The organism is Burkholderia sp. MSHR3999, assembly GCF_000833595.1.
Classification (GTDB): domain Bacteria; phylum Pseudomonadota; class Gammaproteobacteria; order Burkholderiales; family Burkholderiaceae; genus Burkholderia; species Burkholderia ubonensis.
On sequence record NZ_JRFO01000007.1, the window covers coordinates 1,392,908 to 1,412,519 of the forward strand.

The 19,612-nt window shown below is 71.1% G+C and carries 15 protein-coding genes; 2 read left to right on the forward strand and 13 right to left on the reverse strand.

The genetic code is table 11. The features are described from left to right. Window positions 1–6: 6 nt before the first annotated feature. The 13 genes from tssG to tssJ are packed head-to-tail and all read right to left on the reverse strand — an operon-like array spanning window position 7 to window position 16,972. Window positions 7–1,173, reverse strand: coding sequence for a type VI secretion system baseplate subunit TssG (tssG, locus tag KY49_RS29665; RefSeq protein ID WP_082062470.1), 1,167 nt, complete (start codon window positions 1,171–1,173; stop codon window positions 7–9). Then, complete coding sequence (tssF, locus tag KY49_RS29670) at window positions 1,098–2,984, reverse strand: type VI secretion system baseplate subunit TssF (protein ID WP_042587904.1); 1,887 nt, start codon at window positions 2,982–2,984, stop codon at window positions 1,098–1,100. Before tssF ends, tssG begins: the two co-directional genes overlap by 76 nt. 4 nt (window positions 2,985–2,988) lie before the next feature. Then, entirely contained in the window at window positions 2,989–3,537 is a 549-nt protein-coding gene (gene tssE, locus KY49_RS29675) for a type VI secretion system baseplate subunit TssE (RefSeq protein WP_042587905.1), read from the reverse strand. An 18-nt stretch (window positions 3,538–3,555) separates the two neighbouring features. Beyond that, window positions 3,556–4,047, reverse strand: a complete 492-nt coding sequence (locus KY49_RS29680; protein WP_010088993.1) for an Hcp family type VI secretion system effector — start codon at window positions 4,045–4,047, stop codon at window positions 3,556–3,558. Window positions 4,048–4,081: 34 nt separating this feature from the next. After that, window positions 4,082–5,590 carry a type VI secretion system contractile sheath large subunit gene (gene tssC, locus KY49_RS29685; protein WP_042587906.1) on the reverse strand — a complete coding sequence of 503 codons (1,509 nt, stop codon included), beginning with the start codon at window positions 5,588–5,590 and terminating at the stop codon, window positions 4,082–4,084. Further along, window positions 5,583–6,161, reverse strand: coding sequence for a type VI secretion system contractile sheath small subunit (gene tssB / locus KY49_RS29690; protein WP_042587907.1), 579 nt, complete (start codon window positions 6,159–6,161; stop codon window positions 5,583–5,585). Before tssB ends, tssC begins: the two co-directional genes overlap by 8 nt. Window positions 6,162–6,216: 55 nt before the next feature. Next, window positions 6,217–7,263, reverse strand: a complete 1,047-nt coding sequence (gene tssA / locus KY49_RS29695; protein WP_042588841.1) for a type VI secretion system protein TssA — start codon at window positions 7,261–7,263, stop codon at window positions 6,217–6,219. A 49-nt stretch (window positions 7,264–7,312) separates the two neighbouring features. After that, window positions 7,313–9,394 (reverse strand): serine/threonine protein kinase, encoded by a 2,082-nt coding sequence (locus KY49_RS29700; RefSeq protein WP_042587908.1) that lies wholly within the window; start codon window positions 9,392–9,394, stop codon window positions 7,313–7,315. Window positions 9,395–9,414: 20 nt separating this feature from the next. Beyond that, window positions 9,415–10,131, reverse strand: coding sequence for a type VI secretion system-associated protein TagF (gene tagF / locus KY49_RS29705; protein WP_071769687.1), 717 nt, complete (start codon window positions 10,129–10,131; stop codon window positions 9,415–9,417). Then, the gene (gene tssM, locus KY49_RS29710) at window positions 10,113–13,742 is read right to left on the reverse strand and encodes a type VI secretion system membrane subunit TssM (RefSeq protein WP_042587910.1); all 3,630 of its coding nucleotides are present in this window, start codon (window positions 13,740–13,742) and stop codon (window positions 10,113–10,115) included. The genes tagF and tssM overlap by 19 nt, the downstream gene beginning before the upstream one ends. Before the next feature lie 2 nt (window positions 13,743–13,744). Beyond that, window positions 13,745–15,070 (reverse strand): DotU family type VI secretion system protein, encoded by a 1,326-nt coding sequence (locus KY49_RS29715; protein ID WP_042587911.1) that lies wholly within the window; start codon window positions 15,068–15,070, stop codon window positions 13,745–13,747. A 16-nt stretch (window positions 15,071–15,086) separates the two neighbouring features. Continuing rightward, window positions 15,087–16,457 (reverse strand): type VI secretion system baseplate subunit TssK, encoded by a 1,371-nt coding sequence (gene tssK / locus KY49_RS29720; protein ID WP_042587912.1) that lies wholly within the window; start codon window positions 16,455–16,457, stop codon window positions 15,087–15,089. Next, a complete protein-coding gene (tssJ, locus tag KY49_RS29725; RefSeq protein WP_042587913.1) occupies window positions 16,454–16,972 on the reverse strand; it encodes a type VI secretion system lipoprotein TssJ in 519 nt (172 codons plus the stop codon). The genes tssK and tssJ overlap by 4 nt, the downstream gene beginning before the upstream one ends. Before the next feature lie 622 nt (window positions 16,973–17,594). Here tssJ and KY49_RS29730 point away from each other — a divergent pair. Continuing rightward, window positions 17,595–17,996 carry a TssQ family T6SS-associated lipoprotein gene (locus tag KY49_RS29730; protein WP_042587914.1) on the forward strand — a complete coding sequence of 134 codons (402 nt, stop codon included), beginning with the start codon at window positions 17,595–17,597 and terminating at the stop codon, window positions 17,994–17,996. Window positions 17,997–18,044: 48 nt separating this feature from the next. Beyond that, a complete protein-coding gene (gene tagH / locus KY49_RS29735) occupies window positions 18,045–19,454 on the forward strand; it encodes a type VI secretion system-associated FHA domain protein TagH (protein WP_042587915.1) in 1,410 nt (469 codons plus the stop codon). Window positions 19,455–19,612 lie beyond the last annotated feature (158 nt).

A 19,612-nucleotide genomic window follows, 5' to 3' on the forward strand; every position in this document is an offset into this window, starting at 1 on the left:
GTTGATTTACGCAGGTTCACGATGACGCGCGGCCTGGCGGATGACCAGATCGCGCGCCGGCCCCGGGTCGAGCCGCCGGCCAAGCCACGCGGTGCGGCCGATCCCGTGCGGCGCGCCGAGCGCGAGCGCCGGCACCGCATCGTGCGCGAGCTCGAGCTGCACGTCCCAGTCGAATTCGACGCCGGCGTATTCGCGCACCCACTGCGCGAGCTGCCGCGCATACGCGCCGCCGGGCAGGAACCGCCGGTATGCGTCGAGCGACAGCGGGCCGAGCACGATCCGGAAGCGCGACTGCGCATCGCGAACCGCGAGGCCGAGCACCGCGCCGCCGAGCGGCTGGGTCGGCCGCGTCGCATGGAGCGCGCAGCGCTGCGCGCGGTCGATCGCCACCCATTGCGGCACGTGCTCGACGATGCGCACCGCGACGCCGAAATGGCGGCGCAGGATCTGCACGAGCCCTTCGGGGTTGCGCGTATGCCGCACCAGATGGCCCGCGTGGAAATAGCGCGCATGCGGCGCGAGCGCATCGGCCGGGTCCGCCGGTGCATCGGCCGCGCTCGCGCGCCCGATCAGGCTCGCGACGTAGCCGTCGAAGCGCGCGCGTGCGGGCCGGTCGAGGCTCACGGTCGGCTGCGCGTCGGCCCACGCGCGATAGAACAGCAGGATCAGCCGGTGATGGAACAGGTCGGCGAATGCGGCAAACGCGCGATCGCCGTGCTGGCTCGCGCGCTCGTGCGCATATTCGGTCAGGTGCGACGGCAGCGGCCCGTTCGGCCCGAACAGCCCGAAACCGTGGATCGCGATGCGCGGCACGGCGCGGCCGCCGTCATCGTCCACGCCGGCCAGCATCGCCGCCGCGAACGCGAGCGACGGCGCCTGGCCGAGCCGCACCGGCTCGTCGCGCGGGCGAGTGGCGCGGCCGAGCGGCGCATGCGCGGGCGACAGCGCGTCGAGCCAGCGCAGCGCGTCGAACAGGTCGTACCCGTGCGGCGCGGCGCGCAGGCGCGCCCAGAACGCGTCGCGGCGCGCCGCGGTGTCGGCGGCAGCGGCGGCGGGATGCGTCGCGGCCGCCGGGCCGCGCGGGTCCGGTGCGCGCGTCATATCGCGGGCCGCCTGCCGACGCGCGCCGGCCAGTGCGCGAGCCTGCCGCGCTGCACGCTCGTCAGCACGCATTCGGCGAACGCATTGATCGACACGTGCCGCGCGAAGAACTGTTCGAGCACCGCGCCGAGCAGGAACGGGCTGTCGCCGGAAAACGCATGGTCGTCGACGGTCACGTCGACCTGCACGCCGCGCCCGAACATCAGCGGCCCGGCGACCGGCAGGCGGTGGAACACCGGCGCGAACGCGACCCGCCGCACGCCGTCGATCTGCCGGCGCATCGCGGCGTCGGCCGGGTCCGCGTGCAGGCCGAGCAGTTCGCGCAGCACGTGCGCGCCCTCCTCGTCGTCGAGATCGGTCAGCGTGTGCCGCGCGAGCCCGAGATGGCGGATCAGCCGCCATGCGGTCTGCGCATCGGCGATCGGCGGGCGCGGCCGCGACGGCCCGCGGATCGCGACGATGCGCTCGACGGGCGCGGACACGCGCAGCGTGAACGTGTTCGCGTCGCCGGGCGGCTGCAGCAGCACGAGATCGCGGTTCGTGCACAGCGTGTCGACGGCCAGGTAGCGCATCGACTCGTCGTACGGCGCGCACTGGCTGTCGACCAGCGACACGTAGACCTCGCTGCCGGCGTAGCCGGTGCGCGTGCCGTTCGCGCGCGCCTGCGCGGACACGAGACGCGGCTCGCGCCGCACCGTGTAGTACGCGCCGTAATTGCCGTCGTCGCCGGCGAACGACGCATGAAACGGCCGGAATTCGCGCGGCTGCCCGCGCATCCGGCCATCGTCGCGCGGCTCGCTCGCGAGCCGCGCGACCGCATAGACCTCGTAGTCGAGCGGCCGGCTGCGATCGACGACGACGTGATGCTCGCGCGCGCCGGGCGCCACCGGGATGCGGTCGCCGCGGCGCCTGAACAGGTTCACGGCCGGCGTGCAGTTCAACGCGAGATGCCGCGCGTCGACGGCGGCCTCGAGCGCCGCGTCGTGGCGATCGAACAGCAGCGTCAGCTCGCATTCGTCGCCGCTCGCTCGCGCGAGCGCGGGCCGCAGCCCGTCGATGCTGAAGAACAGGAACCGCGCGGGAAACGCGAAATACTCGCGCAGCAGCCGGTAGCCGTGGAAGCTGCGGCCGTCGTCCGGCAGGATCGCCTGCTCGGCGTCGAAGCCCTGATGGACGACCGCGTGCGCGCCGAGCGCGTGCGCCCAGCGCGGCGGCTGGCCAGGATCGTGAACGACGACGCCGAGCGTATGCGCGGCGATCAGTTCGAGCAGGTGCAGCGCGTCCCGCTCCGGGCCGGCGAGATGGAGCATCAGCCGGTCGAGCGGCAACTGCGCGAGATGCGCGCCGCCGCGCGCGCGCAGCCGGATCCGCAGCGCGCCGCGCACGTCGCGCCGGGCCGGCACGATCCCGCGCGGCAGGTAGGCCGGCGCGCCCGTCACCGCCGCGTCCGCCAGTTCGAGCGGCCATAGCGTCAGGTCGTGCGCGGTGCGGAATTCGCATGCGGTCGGCTGCTCGGGCGACGCGGGCCGCGCGCGCAGCGCGGTGCCGGCCGGCAGCCGCCAGCCCTGTGCGAGGCTGCCCTCGTTCATCACCGGCGCGAACTGCACGATCGCCATCGACGGCAGCGGCGCGACGTAGCCCGGATACACCGCGTCGAGCAGCGCGTGCGTGAAGCGCGGAAACTCGGCGTCCATCTTGAGCTGCACGCGCGCGGTGAGAAAGCTGAAGCCTTCGAGCAGCCGCTCGACGTACGGATCGGGCGGCCCCGACTCTGGCAGCCGCAGCCGCGCGGCCACCTTCGGGAACTGCTGCGCGAACTCCGCGCCCAGCTCGCGCAGGTACGCGAGTTCGCGGTTGTAGTACTCCAGCAGGCGTGTCTCCATCGGGTCAGGCTCCCGCCGCGGATTGCAGCGACATCGCGCCGGTCTCGAGATCGAGATCCGAGCGCAGCACGAATTCGACCGGATGCGGCACCGACCACAGCGTGCCCCGGATCTCGAACAGCAGCACGTTGTGCCGCCGCTCGCCGGCCGCGCCGCCGGGCGCATCGGGCACGCTGCGCACTTCGACGCTGGCGGGCGCGATGCGCGGCTCGAAGCGGACGATCGCGTCGCGGATCGACGTCTCGACCGCGAGCCGCTCGACGCCCGACATCGGCTTGCCGACGAGCGGCCGCATCCCATAGTTGAGCACCGACGCCTGCGCGTGCGCGAACGCCGACCAGTCGACGAAGCCGTCTTCCCCGTTGCGCGTGTTGAGCAGCCACGCGAGATCGCGCAGCACCGCCGCACGCAGCCGCTCGGCGCCGATCCACTGCGCGCCGGGCGGCTCCGCGCGGCGCTGCGGGTCGGTGTCGGTCAGCCGGTCGAGCAGCGCGGGCTGCAGCCGGTCGCGCATGCCGCCGTCCCGGTCGTCGCCGGGGCGCAGGTCGTCCATGGTTCGGCCTCCGCGCCGCTACATCTCGGTGTTTTCCTTGATGTTCCAGCCGACCGACACCTCGGCGCCCTTGCCGCCGTTGTCGTTCTGCTGCCAGTACTGCTTCTTGACCTTCGCGGCCTGGAAGCCGTAGTGCATCAGCAGCCGGTCGGCAACGTCGCCCGGGTCGACGCCCGCAACCTGCGCGGACGTGACGAGCACCTCCTGCAGCGTCACGCGCATGAACTCGACCTGCGTGCCGCCGGTCTTGCACGCGGAGATCTCGACCGACGGCAGGTGCTTGCCGCTTGCGCAGTTCTTGATGATCGCCGGCGCGCCCTTGTCCATGTACGCGGCCACGACGAGATCGTTGAAGCTCGCCTTGCCCGCGTTGCCGCCGCTGCCGCTCGCCATCGCGCCCGGCTGGCTCGCGCCCCACGAGAACGTCTGGATGTCGGTCCAGCCCTTGTGCTGGGCGTCCGCCGATTCGCCGGTGACGCCGTCCACCTTCATAAACATCGCCACGCCCATTGCTGCCTCCGTCTGGTTGATTGCCGGTCGCCGCTCACTCGCCCGCGGCCTTCGCGGACGGCAGCTTCGAGATGAGCCGCAGCGACACCGTAAGCCCTTCGAGCTGGTAATGCGGCCGCAGGAAAAACTTCGATGCGTAGTAGCCGGGGTTGTCCTCGATCTCGTCGACGACGACCTGCGCGGCCGCGAGCGGCTTGCGCGCCTTGGTTTCCTGCGACGAGTTCGCCGGATCGCCGTCGACGTAGTTCATGATCCAGTCGTTCAGCCAGCGCTCCATGTCCTCGCGTTCGCGGAACGAGCCGATCTTGTCGCGCACGATGCACTTCAGGTAATGCGCGAACCGGCAGCACGCGAACAGGTACGGCAGGCGGCCGGACAGCCGCGCGTTCGCGGTCGCGTCGGGATCGTGGTATTCGGCCGGCTGGTACAGCGACTGCGCGCCGATGAACGCCGCGAAATCCGAGTTCTTCCGGTGCACGAACGGCATGAAGCCGTTCTTCGCGAGCTCGGCCTCGCGGCGGTCGCTGATCGCGATCTCGGTCGGGCATTTCTGGTCGACGCCGCCGTCGTCGGTCGGGAACGTGTGGCACGGCAGCCCCTCGACCGCGCCGCCCGACTCGACGCCGCGAATCGACGAGCACCAGCCGTACAGCTTGAACGAGCGGTTGATGTTGGCGGCCATCGCATAGGCGGAGTTCGCCCACGTGTAGCGGTCGTGGCTGGCCGCGCCGGTGTCCTCCTCGAAATCGAATTCGTCGACCGGGTTGGTGCGCGCGCCGTACGGCAGCCGCGCGAGGAAGCGCGGCATCGCGAGCCCGACGTAGCGCGAATCGTCGGACTGGCGCAGGCTGCGCCACGCCGCGTACTCGGTGTTCTGGAAGATCTTGGTCAGGTCGCGCGGGTTCGACAGCTCCTGCCACGAGTCCATCTGCATCAGCTCGGGCGACGCGCCCGCGATGAACGGCGCATGCGCGGCCGCGGCGATCTTCGACAGCTCGCCGAGCATCTCGACGTCGGGCGGACTGTGGTTGAAATGGAAATCGCCGACGAGGCAGCCGAACGGCTCGCCGCCGAACTGGCCGTATTCCTCCTCGTAGACCTTGCGGAACAGCGGGCTCTGGTCCCACGCGACGCCCTTGTAGCGCTTCAGCGTGCGCGCGAGCTCGTTGCGTGACGCGGGCAGCGCCTTGATCTTCAGCAGCTCGTCGGTCTCGGTGTTCGTGACGAGATAGTGCAGCCCGCGCCACGCGCCCTCGAGCGTCTGGAACTCGCCGTGGTGCAGGATCAGGTTGATCTGCTCGGAGAGCTTGCGGTCGATCTCCGCGATGATCCGCTTGACGCTGCCGTACGCATCGGTCGTCATCCCGACCGTGTTTTCCAGCGCCTGCTGCGCAAGCGTGCGCACGGCCCGCTCGACCGATTCGCGCGCCTCGGCGGTCTTCGGCTTGAACTCCTTCTGCAGCAGCGCGGCGAACTCGTCGCGCGCGACGGCCGGCTGCGCGGCCGGGCGCGCGTCGGGTCGGGTCTGGGCGGATTCATTCATCGCGCACCTCCGGTTGGGTCGTGCCGTCCGGCAAGGCCGGCGCATCGTTCGCCGCCGCTGTTGCCTCGTGCGGCTGGCGCGACAGCGACTTCAGCAGCTCGGGATCGTTGATTGCCTGCTCGATCAGCTGCTCGGCGCCGTGCTTGCCGTCCATGTACGACAGCAGGTTCGACAGCTCGGTGCGCGCCTCCAGCAGCCGGCGCAGCGCGTCGACGTTGCGCGCGATCGCGGCCGGCGAGAAATCGTCGATGCGCTCGAACGTCATGTCGACGTTGAGCATCCCGTCGCCGGTCAGCGTGTTCGGCACCTGGAACGCGACGCGCGGCGCGATCGACTTCATCCGCTCGTCGAAGTTGTCGACGTCGATCTCGAGAAACTTGCGCTCCGCCAGGTCCGGCAGCGGCTCCGCGCGCTTGCCCGCGAGATCCGCGATCACGCCCATCACGAACGGCAGCTGGACCTTGCGCTCGGCGCCGTAGGTCTCGACGTCGTACTCGATCTGCACGCGCGGCGCCCGGTTGCGCGCGATGAACTTCTGTCCGCTGCCCGCCCCTTTGATTCTGTCCGTCATCGTCTGCTCCTTCGCATCAAGTTGCGCCGTTCGCCGCCGCCCGCACGGCATCGTGTCATTCGCTCCGCTGGCCGCTCAGCTGGTCCAGCTTCGGCAGGCTTTCCGGAGCGAGATCCCGGATGATTTCGTAGAAGTCGAGCGCGAGCAGCCGCTGCGCGCGCCGCAACAGCAGCGGCGCGGGATGGCTCGGCTCGTGCAGCTCGAAGTACCGGCAGATCTTGTCGAGGCCGATCCGCACGTCGTCGCGGCTCGTCACCTCGGCGTCGCGCCACGCGCGGCCGTCGGGCTGCGCCGGCGCGGTGGCCGCCGCGTGCGGCGCGGCGGCTCCGGGTGCGTCGGCCGGTTCGCCGGACGCGGCCGCCTGCTGCGAGCCGGACACCGTGAGCACGTCGAGCGCGATCCGCCGCAGCGCCTTCTCGAAGTCGCTCTCGTCGGGCGCCCATTCGGCGCCGAGCTTGTCCGTCACGCGCGCGCGGATCGCGTCGAGCGCGTCCAGCACGGCAAGGCCCGCCTGCATGGGCCGCGAGCCGTCGCCGCGCGCGTGCGTGAGTTCGGCGATCAGCCGTTCGCGGCCGCCCGGCGCACGCTCCGCGTCGCCGTCGCGGCCGTCGAGCACGCGCTCGGCATCGCGCACGCTCGGGCCGCCGTCGAACAGCGGCTGGCGGCGCGCCGCGCGCGCGCAGTCGTGCGCGCCCGCCACGTCGGCCAGCGCGTTGATCCGCGGCGTCGGGTCGGGGTCGCCGTCCGCGTCGATGCGCGGATGCACGTCGTCCCACCACCGGTCGAGCAGGCCGGCGACGACGGCCAGCCCGTCCGCGTAGCCGGCCACGCCGTGCAGCTCGGTCCAGCTGCGCGCGAGGTGCGCGGCGACGCGCAAGTCCTTCGTGCGCGCCGACAGCGCGAGCGCGAGCCGCTCGACCGCGCTCCAGTCCGGCGCTTCGGCGGGGATCACGGTGTCGCCGTACTGCTGCTCCGGGCGCGGCGTCGCGCGCTCCTGCAGTTGCAGGAACTCCGCCTCGTACTCGAGATTCGCGCCGCACGGCGCGTCGGGCGCGAGGCCGGCGAGCAGGCGGTCGATCAGGTCGGCGCGCGGCGTCTGCATGCGGGCTCCGTTGGCGGGTGCGGCGGCGGCGCGCGCCGCTTCGCTGGCGTCATTCGAATGCATAGTCGATGCTGATCGGCTTGCTGCCCGGGTCGATCGTCACGGTGCGCCGTAGCGGCGGCAGCGCGCCGTTGCGGATCTCGATCTGGTAGGTGCCCGGCGCCAGCGACACCGAGCGCAGCGGCGGGCTCGCGCCGCGCCGCACGCCGCTCACGTAGATGTCGCCCCACGGCCGCACGTGAAAGCGCACCGCGACGGTTTCCGGCCGGTCGGGCGGACGCTGCTCGTCCGGGGCGGCGGCGACGGTTTCGGCGGCGGACGGGGCCGGCGGCGCCGCGGCGTCCGACGGCGGCACGGTGACGACCCGCTCGGACGCATCGAGGCTCGCGGCCGGCGCGATGCGCGAGCCGGGCGCGGCCGGCGCGGCCGACGCGGCGCTTGCGGTGTTCTTCGCGATCGGTGACGGGGGCGGCGCGGCGGGATCGCTGGCGACCGTCGTCGCGACTGCCGGCGTCGGCTCTTGCACGGATGGCGCTGCCGGTTGGCTCGACGGCGGGATGACGATCGGCGTGGGGCCGTGCTGGGCGGCGGCGATCCCGGTGTCGCGGCCCGGCTCGGGTGCCATCGCCGGCGCCGGCGTGGCTGCCTGCGGCACGCTTGCACCCGATGCCGGCGAGTCGGTCGTGCGCACCGGTTTCGCGAGATAGGCGGCGCCGATGCCGATCGCCAGCAGCACGGCGAGCGCGCCGCCGGCATAGACGCCCGCGCGGCGACCGCCGCGCCACTGTGCGCGCGCGGGGCGCCGGGCGTCCGTTCCCTGCGGGACGCCGGTCGGCGCAGCGGTTGTCGCGGCGTTGGCCGCCTTCGCGGACACGTTGGCCGTGTCGGCGACAGGCTGCACGCCGGGCGTCGAAGATGCCGGCGCCGCGCCGGATTGGCCGGATACGGCGTTTTCATCACGCGCGGGCTGGCGTTGCGTCGACGTCGAAGGCGTGTCACTCGACGCAGGCGGTGCGGCGCTGTCGACGCTGGACGCCTCATTCGACGAAGCCGTTGCGGCACTCCCGGCCCCGGCCGCCTGACGCTTCAACGCCGGTCCAGCATCCGCCGCCGGAGAAGCTTGCGCAGATGCCGGCGCATCGCCGGACGAAGCGGCCGCCGCGTCGGCCCCATACCCCACCCGACCGAACCCGCTCAGCCCCAGCTCCGCCGCGAACGCGGCCACCGATTCCGGCCGGTCCGCGATCCGCAGTTGCAGCGCGTGATCGACCGCCGCCAGGAGCCCCGGGCTGTACCGCTCGCGCGCCGGCAGCTCGCGCGTCGCGAGCGGCCGGTACGTATCCTTGATGCTGCGCACGACCGCGGCCGGCGGCAGCTCGCCGGTGATCATCGCGTGCATCACCGCGCCGAGCGCGTACAGGTCGGTCCACGGCCCCTGGCTGAACGCGGGATCGTCGGTGTACTGCTCGATCGGCGCATAGCCGGGCTTGATCATCATCGCGCCGTCGTCGACGAGGTCGCCGATCTGTTTGCGCGCCGCGCCGAAGTCGAGCAGGATCGCGTTGCCGTCCGGCCGGATCAGCACGTTGTCGAGCGCGACGTCGCGATGGAAGCACTGCGCGCGATGCAGCGTGTCGAGCGCGCCGAGCAGCGCGGCGACCACGTCGCGCAGTTGCGTCTCGCTCATCTGCACGCCGCCGTCGAGCAGTTGCTTGAGCGTGCGCCCCTCGTAGAACGGCATCACCATGTACGCGGTGCCGTGGCTCTCCCAGAAATGCAGCACCTTGACGAGCCCCGGATGATCGAACTGCGCGAGCAGCCGCGCCTCGTTGAGGAACGCGCCGCGCCCCGCGTCGAACGCGCTCGCGAAGCGCTCCGAGCGCAGCGACACCGTGTAGTCGCCGCCGCGCGTGGCGAGCATCGACGGCATGTATTCCTTGATCGCGACCGCGCGCCGCAGCGTGCGGTCGAACGCGCGATAGACGATCCCGAAGCCGCCGATGCCGAGCACTTCGTCGAGCTGCAGCTCGCCGAGCCGGTGGCCGAGCGGCAGCGGCCGCACCGTGACTTCGGCCGCGTCGCCGCGGCTCGCCGTGTCCTGTCCGTTGTCTCTCGCGAACGAATCCTTCATGTCCCTACCTCTCGATGCCGCTACGCGTCGCCGCCGAACAGCCGCAGGAACAGCCGGCTGTCCGGCGCGCCGGTATGCGCGAGCGTGCGCAGCGGCGATCCGTCGGCGCGATTGGTCCACCAGAAGCTCGTCGCGCCGTGCGGATCGAAATACCCGGACAGCCCCGGCCACGCGGGCGCCACCGGCTGCTCAGGCCGCTCCGGCCACGCCTGCGGCGACGGCGCGTCCGGGTCGCCGTCGCGCGCGGCCGGCCCCGCGCCGCCGGGCGCGAGCCGCACCCGTTCCAGCGCATCCTCGAGATCGACCGGCGTGCGCGCATGCCGGATCGCGTCGAGCAGCGCGCTGCCGATGCGCCAGTAGAACGCGTCGGCGGCGTCCGGCAGCCCGCTCCAGTAATCGGCGGTGTTCAGCGGCAGCGTCACGAGCACCGGGTAATAGCGCCCCACCCGATCGCAGCTCGGCGCGACGCAGCCGGGCTGCACGCACGCCGCGCCGGCCCCCGCCGGGATCAGGAAATTCCAGACCGGCGCGACCGTGTAATGGCGCGCGATCTCGTCCGCGCCGCGCTGGCGCAGCGCGGCCATGCCCTGCTGAAGCCAGCGCTCCCACCAGCCGGCGAGTGTGTGGGGCAGCCGGCGGTTCACGAAGTCCCCCGCGCCCGGAATCTTTCCGTACCAGGCCGGCGGTGCGCCGCCGGTCGTGTGCGCCGGTGTCGTGCTCATGGCTTCGGAGGGCATGCGAAGGACTCCATCTGGGCCAGCCTGAACGGATTGCGGACGCTGCTCGCGGTCACCAGCAGCACGATCGGCTTGCCGTCGACCGAGAAGCGCGCGACCATCTGCTCGGACCCGCGCCCGGCCGACAGCGCCGCGCGGTCGAACAGCCGGTGCAGCGCCCACGGCCCGTCGGTCGTGATGCCGTCCGCCGCGCCCGACGTGGCGCTCGCCTGCAGCCGCACCTGGTTGCTGCCGCGCGGGCCCGGCCACTGCACCGCGCTCGGCACGAGCGGCCCGTGCGCGTAGCGGACGATCTGGCCGTCGACGTCGAGCACCATCTCGGCGATCGCCGGGTCCATTTCCAGCGGCTGGATCTGCGCCTTCAGCTGCGCGGCGCGCGCGCCGCCTCCGAAATACACGTCGCGGATCACCGCGGCCTTCTCGAACGACGCGAGCATCGCGGCCGCCGCCGGGTCTGCGTCCGCATTGCGGTTCGCGAACCGCCACGGATGTGACGTCGTATCGACGATCGGCTGCAGGTTCTTCTGGAAGAAGTCGTCCATCAGGCCGCCCGGCGCGAACAGCTGCGCGAAGTCCGACGGCGCGACGTCGCGCGACGAACCGCGCGCGAACGGATAGCGGCCGTCGATCGCCTGCCGGCAGAAGTCGCCGACGTTCGCGCCCGCGCGCTGCGCGACGCTGCGCTGCTCGACGGTCGCGACGCTGCCGTTCGCGACGTTCGACAGGTCGTCGAGCACTTCGCGGAACGGCGTCGGCCGCCGGCCGGCCTGCGCGCGCAGCCGCGCCGGCGCGTCGGACGGCGGCGGCGTCGCGCCGCTCCTCAATGCGTCGTCGGTCGCGGTCAGGTACGTGTACAGCGCGTCGATCGCCTTCAGCACCGCGTCGAACGCCGCGGCCTGGTCGCCGCTGCCCGGCGCGAACGTGCGCAGGCCCGCGAAATGGCTGTCGACGACCTGTTCCGGGCTCGCGGGCGCGTCGGTTGCCGCGCCCGCGTCGCCGCCCGGCTGCCCCGCGAAGATCTGCGCGAGCGAGCTGCGCGCCTCGTCGACCTTGTCCTGCGCGCGCGACGCGAGATTGCGCGCGCCGCCCGGCGCATCGCCGAGCGCCGTGTCGCGCGCGAGCGCGACCATCAGCCGGGTCAGCGGCGAATCCGCCGACGACAGCGCGCGCGCGACCTGGATGCTCTGTGCGAGCGACGACGTGCGCTGCAGCCGGACGTCGCCGAGATAGTCGTCCCAGACCTTCAGGTAGTCGTTCAGGTAAAGCTGCCGGACGTCGCGCGCCCACGCGGCCGCGTCGTTCGCGCCCGGTATCTCGGACGCGCCGAGATTCAGCACCCACACCTCCTCGCGTCCGAACGCATCGACCGCGCCGGCCAGGCGCGGCGCGAACACGTTGCGATAGCCGTTGCGCGTATAGAGGCCCGGCACGCCGTCCGCGAGCGGCTTGCCGCTCTGGCGGCGGAACACCATCGACGCGTCGGGGCCGACCGCGCGCGCGACGCTGAAGTCGTACGACGCGGTGGCCGGCCGCAGCGTGCGCGCGAGCTGCCGGTAGAGCCGCTGCGAGAACGGCACCTGCCGCAGCCGCTCGCGCACGTCGGCGACGAGCCGCTCGTTCATCGGGAACGGCGACACCGCGACGCGATTGCCGAACAGCGCCGCCAGATGCGCGCGCAACGCCGCACGCTGCGACGGCGTGAAATCGGCGGGCAGAGCACGCTCCATCTCGAGATCGACGACGGCCTGCACGAACGCGGGGTCGTAATGCGCGCCGTCGTAGAGCATCAGGTACGCCTTCAGCGCCGCGTACGCGTATTCGACGTCGTCCGGCCGCGCTTCGCGCAGCGCCGCTTCCATCCGGCTCGCGGCGATCGGCAGCAGCACGTCGTCGAGCGCGCGCCGGTAGATCGCATCGACCGCCTCGTCGATCTTCTCGCCCTGGAACAGCCCCCAGCGATACGCGAGCGGCGGATGCGCGAGATCGACGCCGCCCGCGTTCGACAGGCTGCCCAGCGCGTCGAGCACCGGCAGCAGCCGCGCGACGTCGGCGGCGCCCGCGATCGTCGCGCCGGCGATCTGCGCGTCGACGGCCGGCACGCGCGCGGCGATCTGGTCGAGATACGCGCGGTTGTTCGAATAGCTCTTCAGCCACGCGGCCAGCATCGCGATGCACAGGAACGCGAGCGCCACGTAGCCGCCGAGCTGCAGCACGCGCCGCCGCTGATGCCAGCGCAGGTTGCTGCCCGCGAGCGCGGCCTCGCGGAAGATGTGGTCCTGCAGCAGCGATTTCAGGAAGAAGCTCTTTCCCGTCGCCCCCGACTGCGCGACGGGCGGCACGCCCTCGATCTTCAGGAAGCGCTTGATGCCGCTCATCACGCGATCGAACGCGGTGCCCTCCTGCGTGCCGCTCGTCAGGTAGACGCCGCGCAGCATCGGCATCGGCTCGAAGCTCGACACGGAGAACACCTCGGCGACGAACTGGCCGAGCAGGTCCTGCAGATCGGCGATCTGCTGCGGCAGCAGATAGCTCATCTCGCGCTGGCGCGCGTCGGTCTGCGACGCGAGCAGCTCGGGCAGCGCATCGTTGAGCCGGCGGTGCAGCAGCCGGTATTCGCGGTCGAACGCCGCGCGCAGGTCGAAGCCGGATGCCTCGGCCTCCGCGAGCGGGAACGTGAAGCCCCACACCTGCGCGCATTCCGCGCGGCCATAGCCGCCGAAATACTCGGCGAAGCCCGCGAGCAGGTCGGCCTTCGTGACGAGCAGGTAGACCGGAAAGCGGATGCCGAGCTGCGCGCGCAATTCGAGCAGCCGCTTGCGCAGCACCATCGCGTGCTGCGTGCGCTCCGCCTCGGACGCGCCGAGCAGGTCGGCGACGCTGATCGTCAGCATCGCGCCGTTGAGCGGCTGGCGTGCGCGGTATCGCTTCAGCAGGTCGACGAAGCCCTTCCACTCGGCCTCGTCGAGCGCGCGGTTGCCTTCATGCGTCGTATAGCGTCCGGCGGTGTCGATCAGCACCGCGTCGTTCGTGAACCACCAGTCGCAGTGCCGCGTGCCGCCGACGCCGCGGATCGCCGCGCGGCCGAACTGCTCGGCTAGCGGGAAGCTGAGCCCCGAATTGACGAGCGCCGTCGTCTTGCCCGAGCCCGGCGCGCCGATGAACACGTACCACGGCAACTGGTACAGGTACTGGCGCGACATCCGTTCGAGCCAGCGCGGCAGCCCCTTGCGCGCGCCGTCGGCCTGGCCGAAGCGGACTTTCTTCAGCAGCGTCGCGGCCTCGTCGAAGCGGCTGCGCAGCTCGTCGAGCTGGGCTTTCGCCGCGTCGTCGGGGCCGCCCGGGCGCGGCGCGGCGTCGCGCAACTGGTTCAGCAGCTGCGCGTTGAGCCGGCCGGCGCGCCAGCCGCGCCACGCGAGGCGCCCGCCCCACGCGGCGAACAGCACGACGATCGTCAGCGCGCGCGCCCAGCCGCTTTCGAGCGGGCGTACCTCGGCGAACGCGAGCAGCGGGCCCGCGAGCCAGATGAAGCACGCGAGCACGACGAGCCCCGCGAAGGTCCAGATGTCCCGCGACGGCAACGGGCGGACGAAGCGTGCGACGGCCTGGCTCATGGTCAGCGCGCCTCCCTGGCGGCTGCGGCGTCGCCGCCCGGCGCGGGCAGCAGCGTGATCTCGACGCGCCGGTTGCGCGCGCGATTGGCCGGCGTGTCGTTCGGCGCGACCGGGTCGAGCGTGCCGCGCCCTTGCGCCGCGAGCCGCTCCGGACGGTCGAGCCGCGCGGCGAGCAGGCTGCGCACGCTTTCCGCGCGCTCGCGCGACAAATCCCAGTTCGACGCGAAGCGCGCGGTGTGCACCGGCGTGTCGTCGGTATAGCCGCTCACGCGCACGTTGCCGGGCACCTTGTTCAGCGCATCGGCGACCCGCGCCAGCACCGGCAGGTAGCGGTCGATCACCGACGTCGCGCCCGACTGGAACAGCCCGTCGCCGCGCAGCACGATCACGCTGCGATCCGCGTCGTCGCGCACCGACACGAGCCCCGCCGCGATCTCCGGTTCGAGGAACTTCGCGATGCGCGGCGCCGGCGCGGGGCGCGGCGCCGGCTGCGCGGGCTGCAGCTTCGGCACGTGCAGCGCGTCGATCGACGCGAACAGCCGGTCCGAATGCCCGGCGAGCGCGATCCGCAGGCCCGCGAACACGCCGAAGCCGAGCAGCAGCGCGAGCGCCGCGCACACCCACAGCGGCACCGTGAAGCGCCGCGTGACGTCGCGCGTGACGACGTCGCGCCAGTGCGGCGACAGCGCCGGATCGAACTCGCCTCGCACCGAGCGGATCGTCTGCGCGAGCTGGCGGCGCAGCGCGTCGAGCTGTGCGTGGCCGTTGTCGAGCACGCGATAGCGGCCTTCGAAGCCGAGCGCGAGACAGAAATACAGCAGCTCCAGCAGGTCGAGATGCTGGCGCGGCTGCTGCGACAGCCGTTCGAGCAGGTGAAAGAACTTCTCGCCGCCCCAGGTCTCGTTGTGGAACGACACGAGCAGGCTGTGCGACGACCACACGCTGCCGCCCCACGGCGTCAGCGCGGCTGCTTCGTCGAGCGCCGTGCACAGGCAGTAGCGCGCGCCGATGATCGCCTCGGACGCGACGCCCGCTTCCTGCGCGCGCGCCTCGAACTGCCGGATCTCGACGACGAGATGCTCGCGCAGCCACGCCGGGTTCGGGTGGTGCACCGTCGAGCGGATCTGCGGCACCAGGTTGAGCAGCGGGTTCGCGGCGGCGACGAGCGGGTTCGTGCCGCTCGCCGCCCAGCGGCCCGGCCTCGGCTGCATGACGGACGCGCCGGCCGGGCCGGCCGCGGCCGCGTCGGCGGCCGCGTGCATGCCGCCCGGATTGGGCGGCACGAAGCCGCCTGCGCCGGTGGAGAACGAATCGGTAGAAAGGTTCATCGCGCGCCTCCCGCCCCTATCCGCGTATCGCCCAGAACTCCATCGAGAGTCCCGGGAATTCGCCGGCCAGATGCAGCGCCAGACCGCCGGAGCGCGCGAGCTGCTTCCACAGGTCGCCGCCCTTGTCGATCTCGAAGTAGGTATGGCCCGCGTGATACGGAATCTGCCGCGGCGCGACCGGCAGCTGGCGCATCGCGATGCCCGGCAGCTGCAGTTGCACGAGATCGCGGATGCGCTCGACGGGCCCGAGCTTCGCCTGCGCCGGAAAGCGCGCGCGCAGGCTGTCGGCCGGCACGTCCGCGCGCACCGCGAGCACGAAGCCCGCCGTGTCGCGCAGCGACGGATCGGCGAGCGTCGCGATTCGCATCCCGTTGCCCGCGTCGCGCAGCTCGATCTGGATCGCGTTCTGCTCAAGCACCGTCGACAGCGAGCGACGCAGCTCGGTCATCAGTTCCGCGAAGCTTGCGCGCAGGTCGTCGTGCCGGTAGATCGCGAGCGTCTGCGGCCGCCGGCCGGCCGCGGTGAACGTGCTCAGGTCGCACGCGAGCTTCAGCCAGTCGCGGAACAGCGTCTCCGGATGCGCGGCGACGTCCTGCTGCGCATGCCAGGTGAGCGCCAGATAGCGGTTGACGAGCTGCAGCAGCAGGAAATCCGCAACCTCCGACACGCCGCCGCGCCCCGGCTCCGACAGCCGCTCGGCCAGCGCCTCGCTGCGCTGCGTCAGCAGCCCGTGCAGCTCGCGCGTGTGGCGCAGCAGCACCGGGTCTCGCTGCGCGACGAGCCGCGGCGGGATATAGCCGTCGTCGACGAGCAGCCGCCCGTCGGTGCGCCGCTCGACGATCCGCGCGACGCCGAGCGCGTGCCAGTCGCCCGTCAGTTCCGCTTCGAGCACCAGCCGCACGTTGAGGCGGCCCGTTTGCAGCAGCGCGGGGCCGAGCGCGACCGCGTTCGCGTCGGCGATCTCGTATTCGCGCACGACGTAGCGCGCAACGTCCGCGTCGCCTTCGCCGCCGAACGACACCTCCTCCGCGCCGCCGCGCCAGTGCGGCAGCGCGAGCACGACGAGCTGGTCCTTCGCGTCGGCGGGCACGTCGAACGGCTCGGGCAGGTCGTCCGGATGCGCGAGGTCGAACGGCGTGCCGTCGCGCATCACGCCCGACGCCGCGCGCAGCGCGACCTTGCCGAGCGCGAGCAGCTCGCGATCGATCTCCAGCGCGTCGAACCCCCAGCCGAACCCCAGCAGCGGCAGGCAGCGCAGGCTCACATAGCGTTCCCAGTGCCGTTCGAGCTGCTGGAAATGCTGCGGCCGCAGGAACATCCCTTCGGTCCATACCACCCGCTGACGCAGGGCGGCGACCGGCGTCGCGGACAATGACGGTTCGTTCATGGGCGCCCCCGTGCATCGCCGCCGAGCCCGATCCCGCCGTTGCGCACCGCGATCGACAGCTTCAGCTCGCCCGGCGACGTCTGCCAGAACTTGTAGGCATTGAGCTGCTTCGCGCGCGGCAACGGCACCGTGAGCCGCCAGCGGTTCTTTTCGAGCACGCGGTATTCGGCGACGACGCCGAGCGCGCCCGCTTCCACGTTGCCGCGGTAATGCAGCGTGCGCGCCTCGCCCGGCCACAGGATGATCCGCTCGACGCCGAGCAGGTCCGCGCCGAGCACGCCCTCCGGCTTGTCCTGCAGCGAGAAGAAATCCGCGCTCTCGAACGCCGACGCGGCCTTGAGCTGGAACACCTTCAGCACGATCGGCGACGGCTTGCGGTTGAGGTCCGGATTGACGTCGGGCGCGACGTCGACCGTGATCGCATACGGCACCGCAGCGGCGCGCTCCGTCGCGCCGCATCCCGGGAGCAGCAGCACGCACCCCAGGACGATGAAACCACCGGACCGCCGTCGCATATTCGATCCTCGCAGCGCAATCAGTCTCCACCGGTTTCCCGACGACGGAAACCGGCCCGATCGGTGAATCAGGCCCAATGATTCATTCGGTAATTATGTTATTTCCATTTCCTTTCATCGCGATCCAATTCGGCAATTTATTCATTTAAAAAGCCGGGTCGAATCATCCTAGTTTTCCTAAAAATCCCGAATCGAAAAACGGAAATCAATTGGAATCGATTCCCGACCGATTCCCCGATGCGTTGCTTGCCGACGCGGCACGAATCTCGTACGCGGACACCCATCAGACGGACGTGCGGGCGCCGTCCTCCGGCCTGTAAACCGGCGGCGGCATGCGACTCGGGTGACGTGCCAAGCTGTTCACGCCGCCGGAATAAACGGCCCGCTTTTACGCACTGGGATGAGCGCTGCAAAAAACCGACGAAACCAAAAAGCACACCGAACTATAGGTTCGATTTTCATGATTCACAAGGCGCATTCCAAATCAAATCAGGCGCCTGCCCGGGATTATTGTTTCAAGATGAAACGAAACGTAACAGCCTGTCCGGTTCCGGTTATTGGCACTAGAATCCAACAGCACCGCGCGTCACCCGTCCAATCACCGGAAACCGTCCAAACAAGAATGAAAGGCCGTTCGTCGCTGGTTGTCTGCCTTGGCCTCGTGTTGCTGGGCATGAGCGGCTGCAGCAGCACGTCCACGAGCACATCGCCGACCCAGTCGGCCGCGCGTGCCGCGGTCGACGGCGCGCGCGCCGCGTACGCGGCGGGCGACTACGGCCGCACGATTGCGATCCTCGGCCGTGCGCGCGAAATCGACGGCGCCGACGTCGACACGCAGGTCGCCGCGCACAAGCTGCTCGCGTTCAGCTACTGCGTGACGAACCGCGTCGCGACGTGCCGGGCCGAGTTCTCGAAGATTCTCGATCTCAATCCGCGCTTCGAGCTGTCCCCCGCCGAGAAGGGGCATCCGATCTGGGGACCGGCGTTCGAGACCGCGCGCCGCAGGCATGCGTCGGCGTCCTGAACGAACCGGTTTCCCGGCGAGCGCTTCATCCAGCGAGCGACGTCTGACATGCAACTGATCGTGATCGAACATGCCGGCGAGCCGGTCGGCAGCGACCGCTTCGACGCCGTCGTGTTTCGCCCGCCGGGCGGCACCATCGGCCGGGACGGCGACAATCATCTCGTGCTGCGCGACGACACGCGGCAGATCTCGCGGCTGCAGGCGCTGCTGCAGGTCGGCGACGACGCGTGCCTGCTGAAGAACCTCAGCAGCGTGTCCACCATCGAAGTGAACCGCGTGCCGATCGCGTATGCGCAGGAGCGGCCGCTCAACGACGGCGACATCGTGCGGATCGGGCCTTACGTGCTACGCGCGGAGCGCGAGGACGCGGCCGGGCGCAACGATGCGGCCCCGGCGCGCACGGTCGATGTGACCGACGGTGCACACGATCCGGCTGCGCCGCACGACGATACGAACGCGACCGGCAACCGCCTGTGGGGCCGGCTGCACGACCGCTTCGCGCGCGGCAGGACGCCGGACGAAGCCGCGCCGCGTGCGCCTGCCGGCCAGGACGGCAAGCCTGCCGTGCACGCCGCAGCAGCGCCGTCGTCCACGCCGCCGCGCGACCTGCATCAGCTGTCGACCGATCCGCTCGATCTGTTCGCGCAACCGTCGGGGGGCGCCGGCCCCGACGATGCGCACCGTGCGGCCGAAGGCTCGCAAAGCTCATTTACACAGGCCGACCATGCGCCCGAATGGACGCAGCACGTGCGCGTGCAGCCGGCGGCCGCAGCCGCCGAAGCGCCCGATGTCGACGCCGATGTCGACGCCGATGCCGACGCCTCGCCGCCCGCCGCGCACGCGCCGGAACCCGCGACGCCGGACGCGCTGCTGCGCGCGTTCTTCGAAGGCGCCGGGATCGACGCCGCCGACCCGAATCGATGGTCGGCGGAGCAGTTGTACATCGCCGGCCAGTTGCTCGCGCTGTTCGCGAACGGCACGGTCGAGCTGCTGTCGTCGCGCAGCATCCTGAAGCGCGAGGTGAAGGCGCACATGACGATGCTGCTCGACCGCGAGAACAATCCGCTGAAGCTGCTGCCGGACGGCGGCGCGGTGCTGCGGCAGATGTTCGGGCTGCCGCTGCCGGGCTTCATGTCGCCGCAGAGTGCGGTCAGCGATGCGTTCCAGGATCTGCACGCGCATCAGATCGGCATGGTCGCCGGCATGCGCGCCGCGCTGATGGACCTGCTGACGCGCTTCTCGCCGCAGCGCCTGCGCGAGCGCGACGACACGCCTGCGCCGTGGTACGAGAAGCATCTGCCGGTGCTGTACAAGGCGCGGATGTGGGACCGCTACGCGGCAACGCATCGCGATACGGTGTTCGCGATCGAGGATGATTTCGCGTCGGTGTTCGGGAAGGCGTTTCTGGCGGCTTATGACGCGGAAGTCGAGAGCTATCGGGGAAGCGGCCGGCATTGAAGGAGCGATGCCGGCCGCGTCGCCATGACGCTACCCACCCATATCGTCCGATAATTTGCTTTTATTTTCCATTAAAATCGCCCTTCTTCTTACTTTAAGACGGAAGGGTTGTTTTGTTTAAACTGACGAAATCTCTCTCTCACGCGGCCGTTGCCGCG

Coding starts and splice junctions, on each gene's coding strand:
- tssG (WP_082062470.1), bottom strand. CDS start 1,173: ATGCGTGCTGACGAGCGTGCAGCGCGGCAGGCTCGCGCACTGGCCGGC.
- tssF (WP_042587904.1), bottom strand. CDS start 2,984: ATGGAGACACGCCTGCTGGAGTACTACAACCGCGAACTCGCGTACCTG.
- tssE (WP_042587905.1), bottom strand. CDS start 3,537: ATGGACGACCTGCGCCCCGGCGACGACCGGGACGGCGGCATGCGCGAC.
- KY49_RS29680 (WP_010088993.1), bottom strand. CDS start 4,047: ATGGGCGTGGCGATGTTTATGAAGGTGGACGGCGTCACCGGCGAATCG.
- tssC (WP_042587906.1), bottom strand. CDS start 5,590: ATGAATGAATCCGCCCAGACCCGACCCGACGCGCGCCCGGCCGCGCAG.
- tssB (WP_042587907.1), bottom strand. CDS start 6,161: ATGACGGACAGAATCAAAGGGGCGGGCAGCGGACAGAAGTTCATCGCG.
- tssA (WP_042588841.1), bottom strand. CDS start 7,263: ATGCAGACGCCGCGCGCCGACCTGATCGACCGCCTGCTCGCCGGCCTC.
- KY49_RS29700 (WP_042587908.1), bottom strand. CDS start 9,394: ATGAAGGATTCGTTCGCGAGAGACAACGGACAGGACACGGCGAGCCGC.
- tagF (WP_071769687.1), bottom strand. CDS start 10,131: ATGCCCTCCGAAGCCATGAGCACGACACCGGCGCACACGACCGGCGGC.
- tssM (WP_042587910.1), bottom strand. CDS start 13,742: ATGAGCCAGGCCGTCGCACGCTTCGTCCGCCCGTTGCCGTCGCGGGAC.
- KY49_RS29715 (WP_042587911.1), bottom strand. CDS start 15,070: ATGAACCTTTCTACCGATTCGTTCTCCACCGGCGCAGGCGGCTTCGTG.
- tssK (WP_042587912.1), bottom strand. CDS start 16,457: ATGAACGAACCGTCATTGTCCGCGACGCCGGTCGCCGCCCTGCGTCAG.
- tssJ (WP_042587913.1), bottom strand. CDS start 16,972: ATGCGACGGCGGTCCGGTGGTTTCATCGTCCTGGGGTGCGTGCTGCTG.
- KY49_RS29730 (WP_042587914.1), top strand. CDS start 17,595: ATGAAAGGCCGTTCGTCGCTGGTTGTCTGCCTTGGCCTCGTGTTGCTG.
- tagH (WP_042587915.1), top strand. CDS start 18,045: ATGCAACTGATCGTGATCGAACATGCCGGCGAGCCGGTCGGCAGCGAC.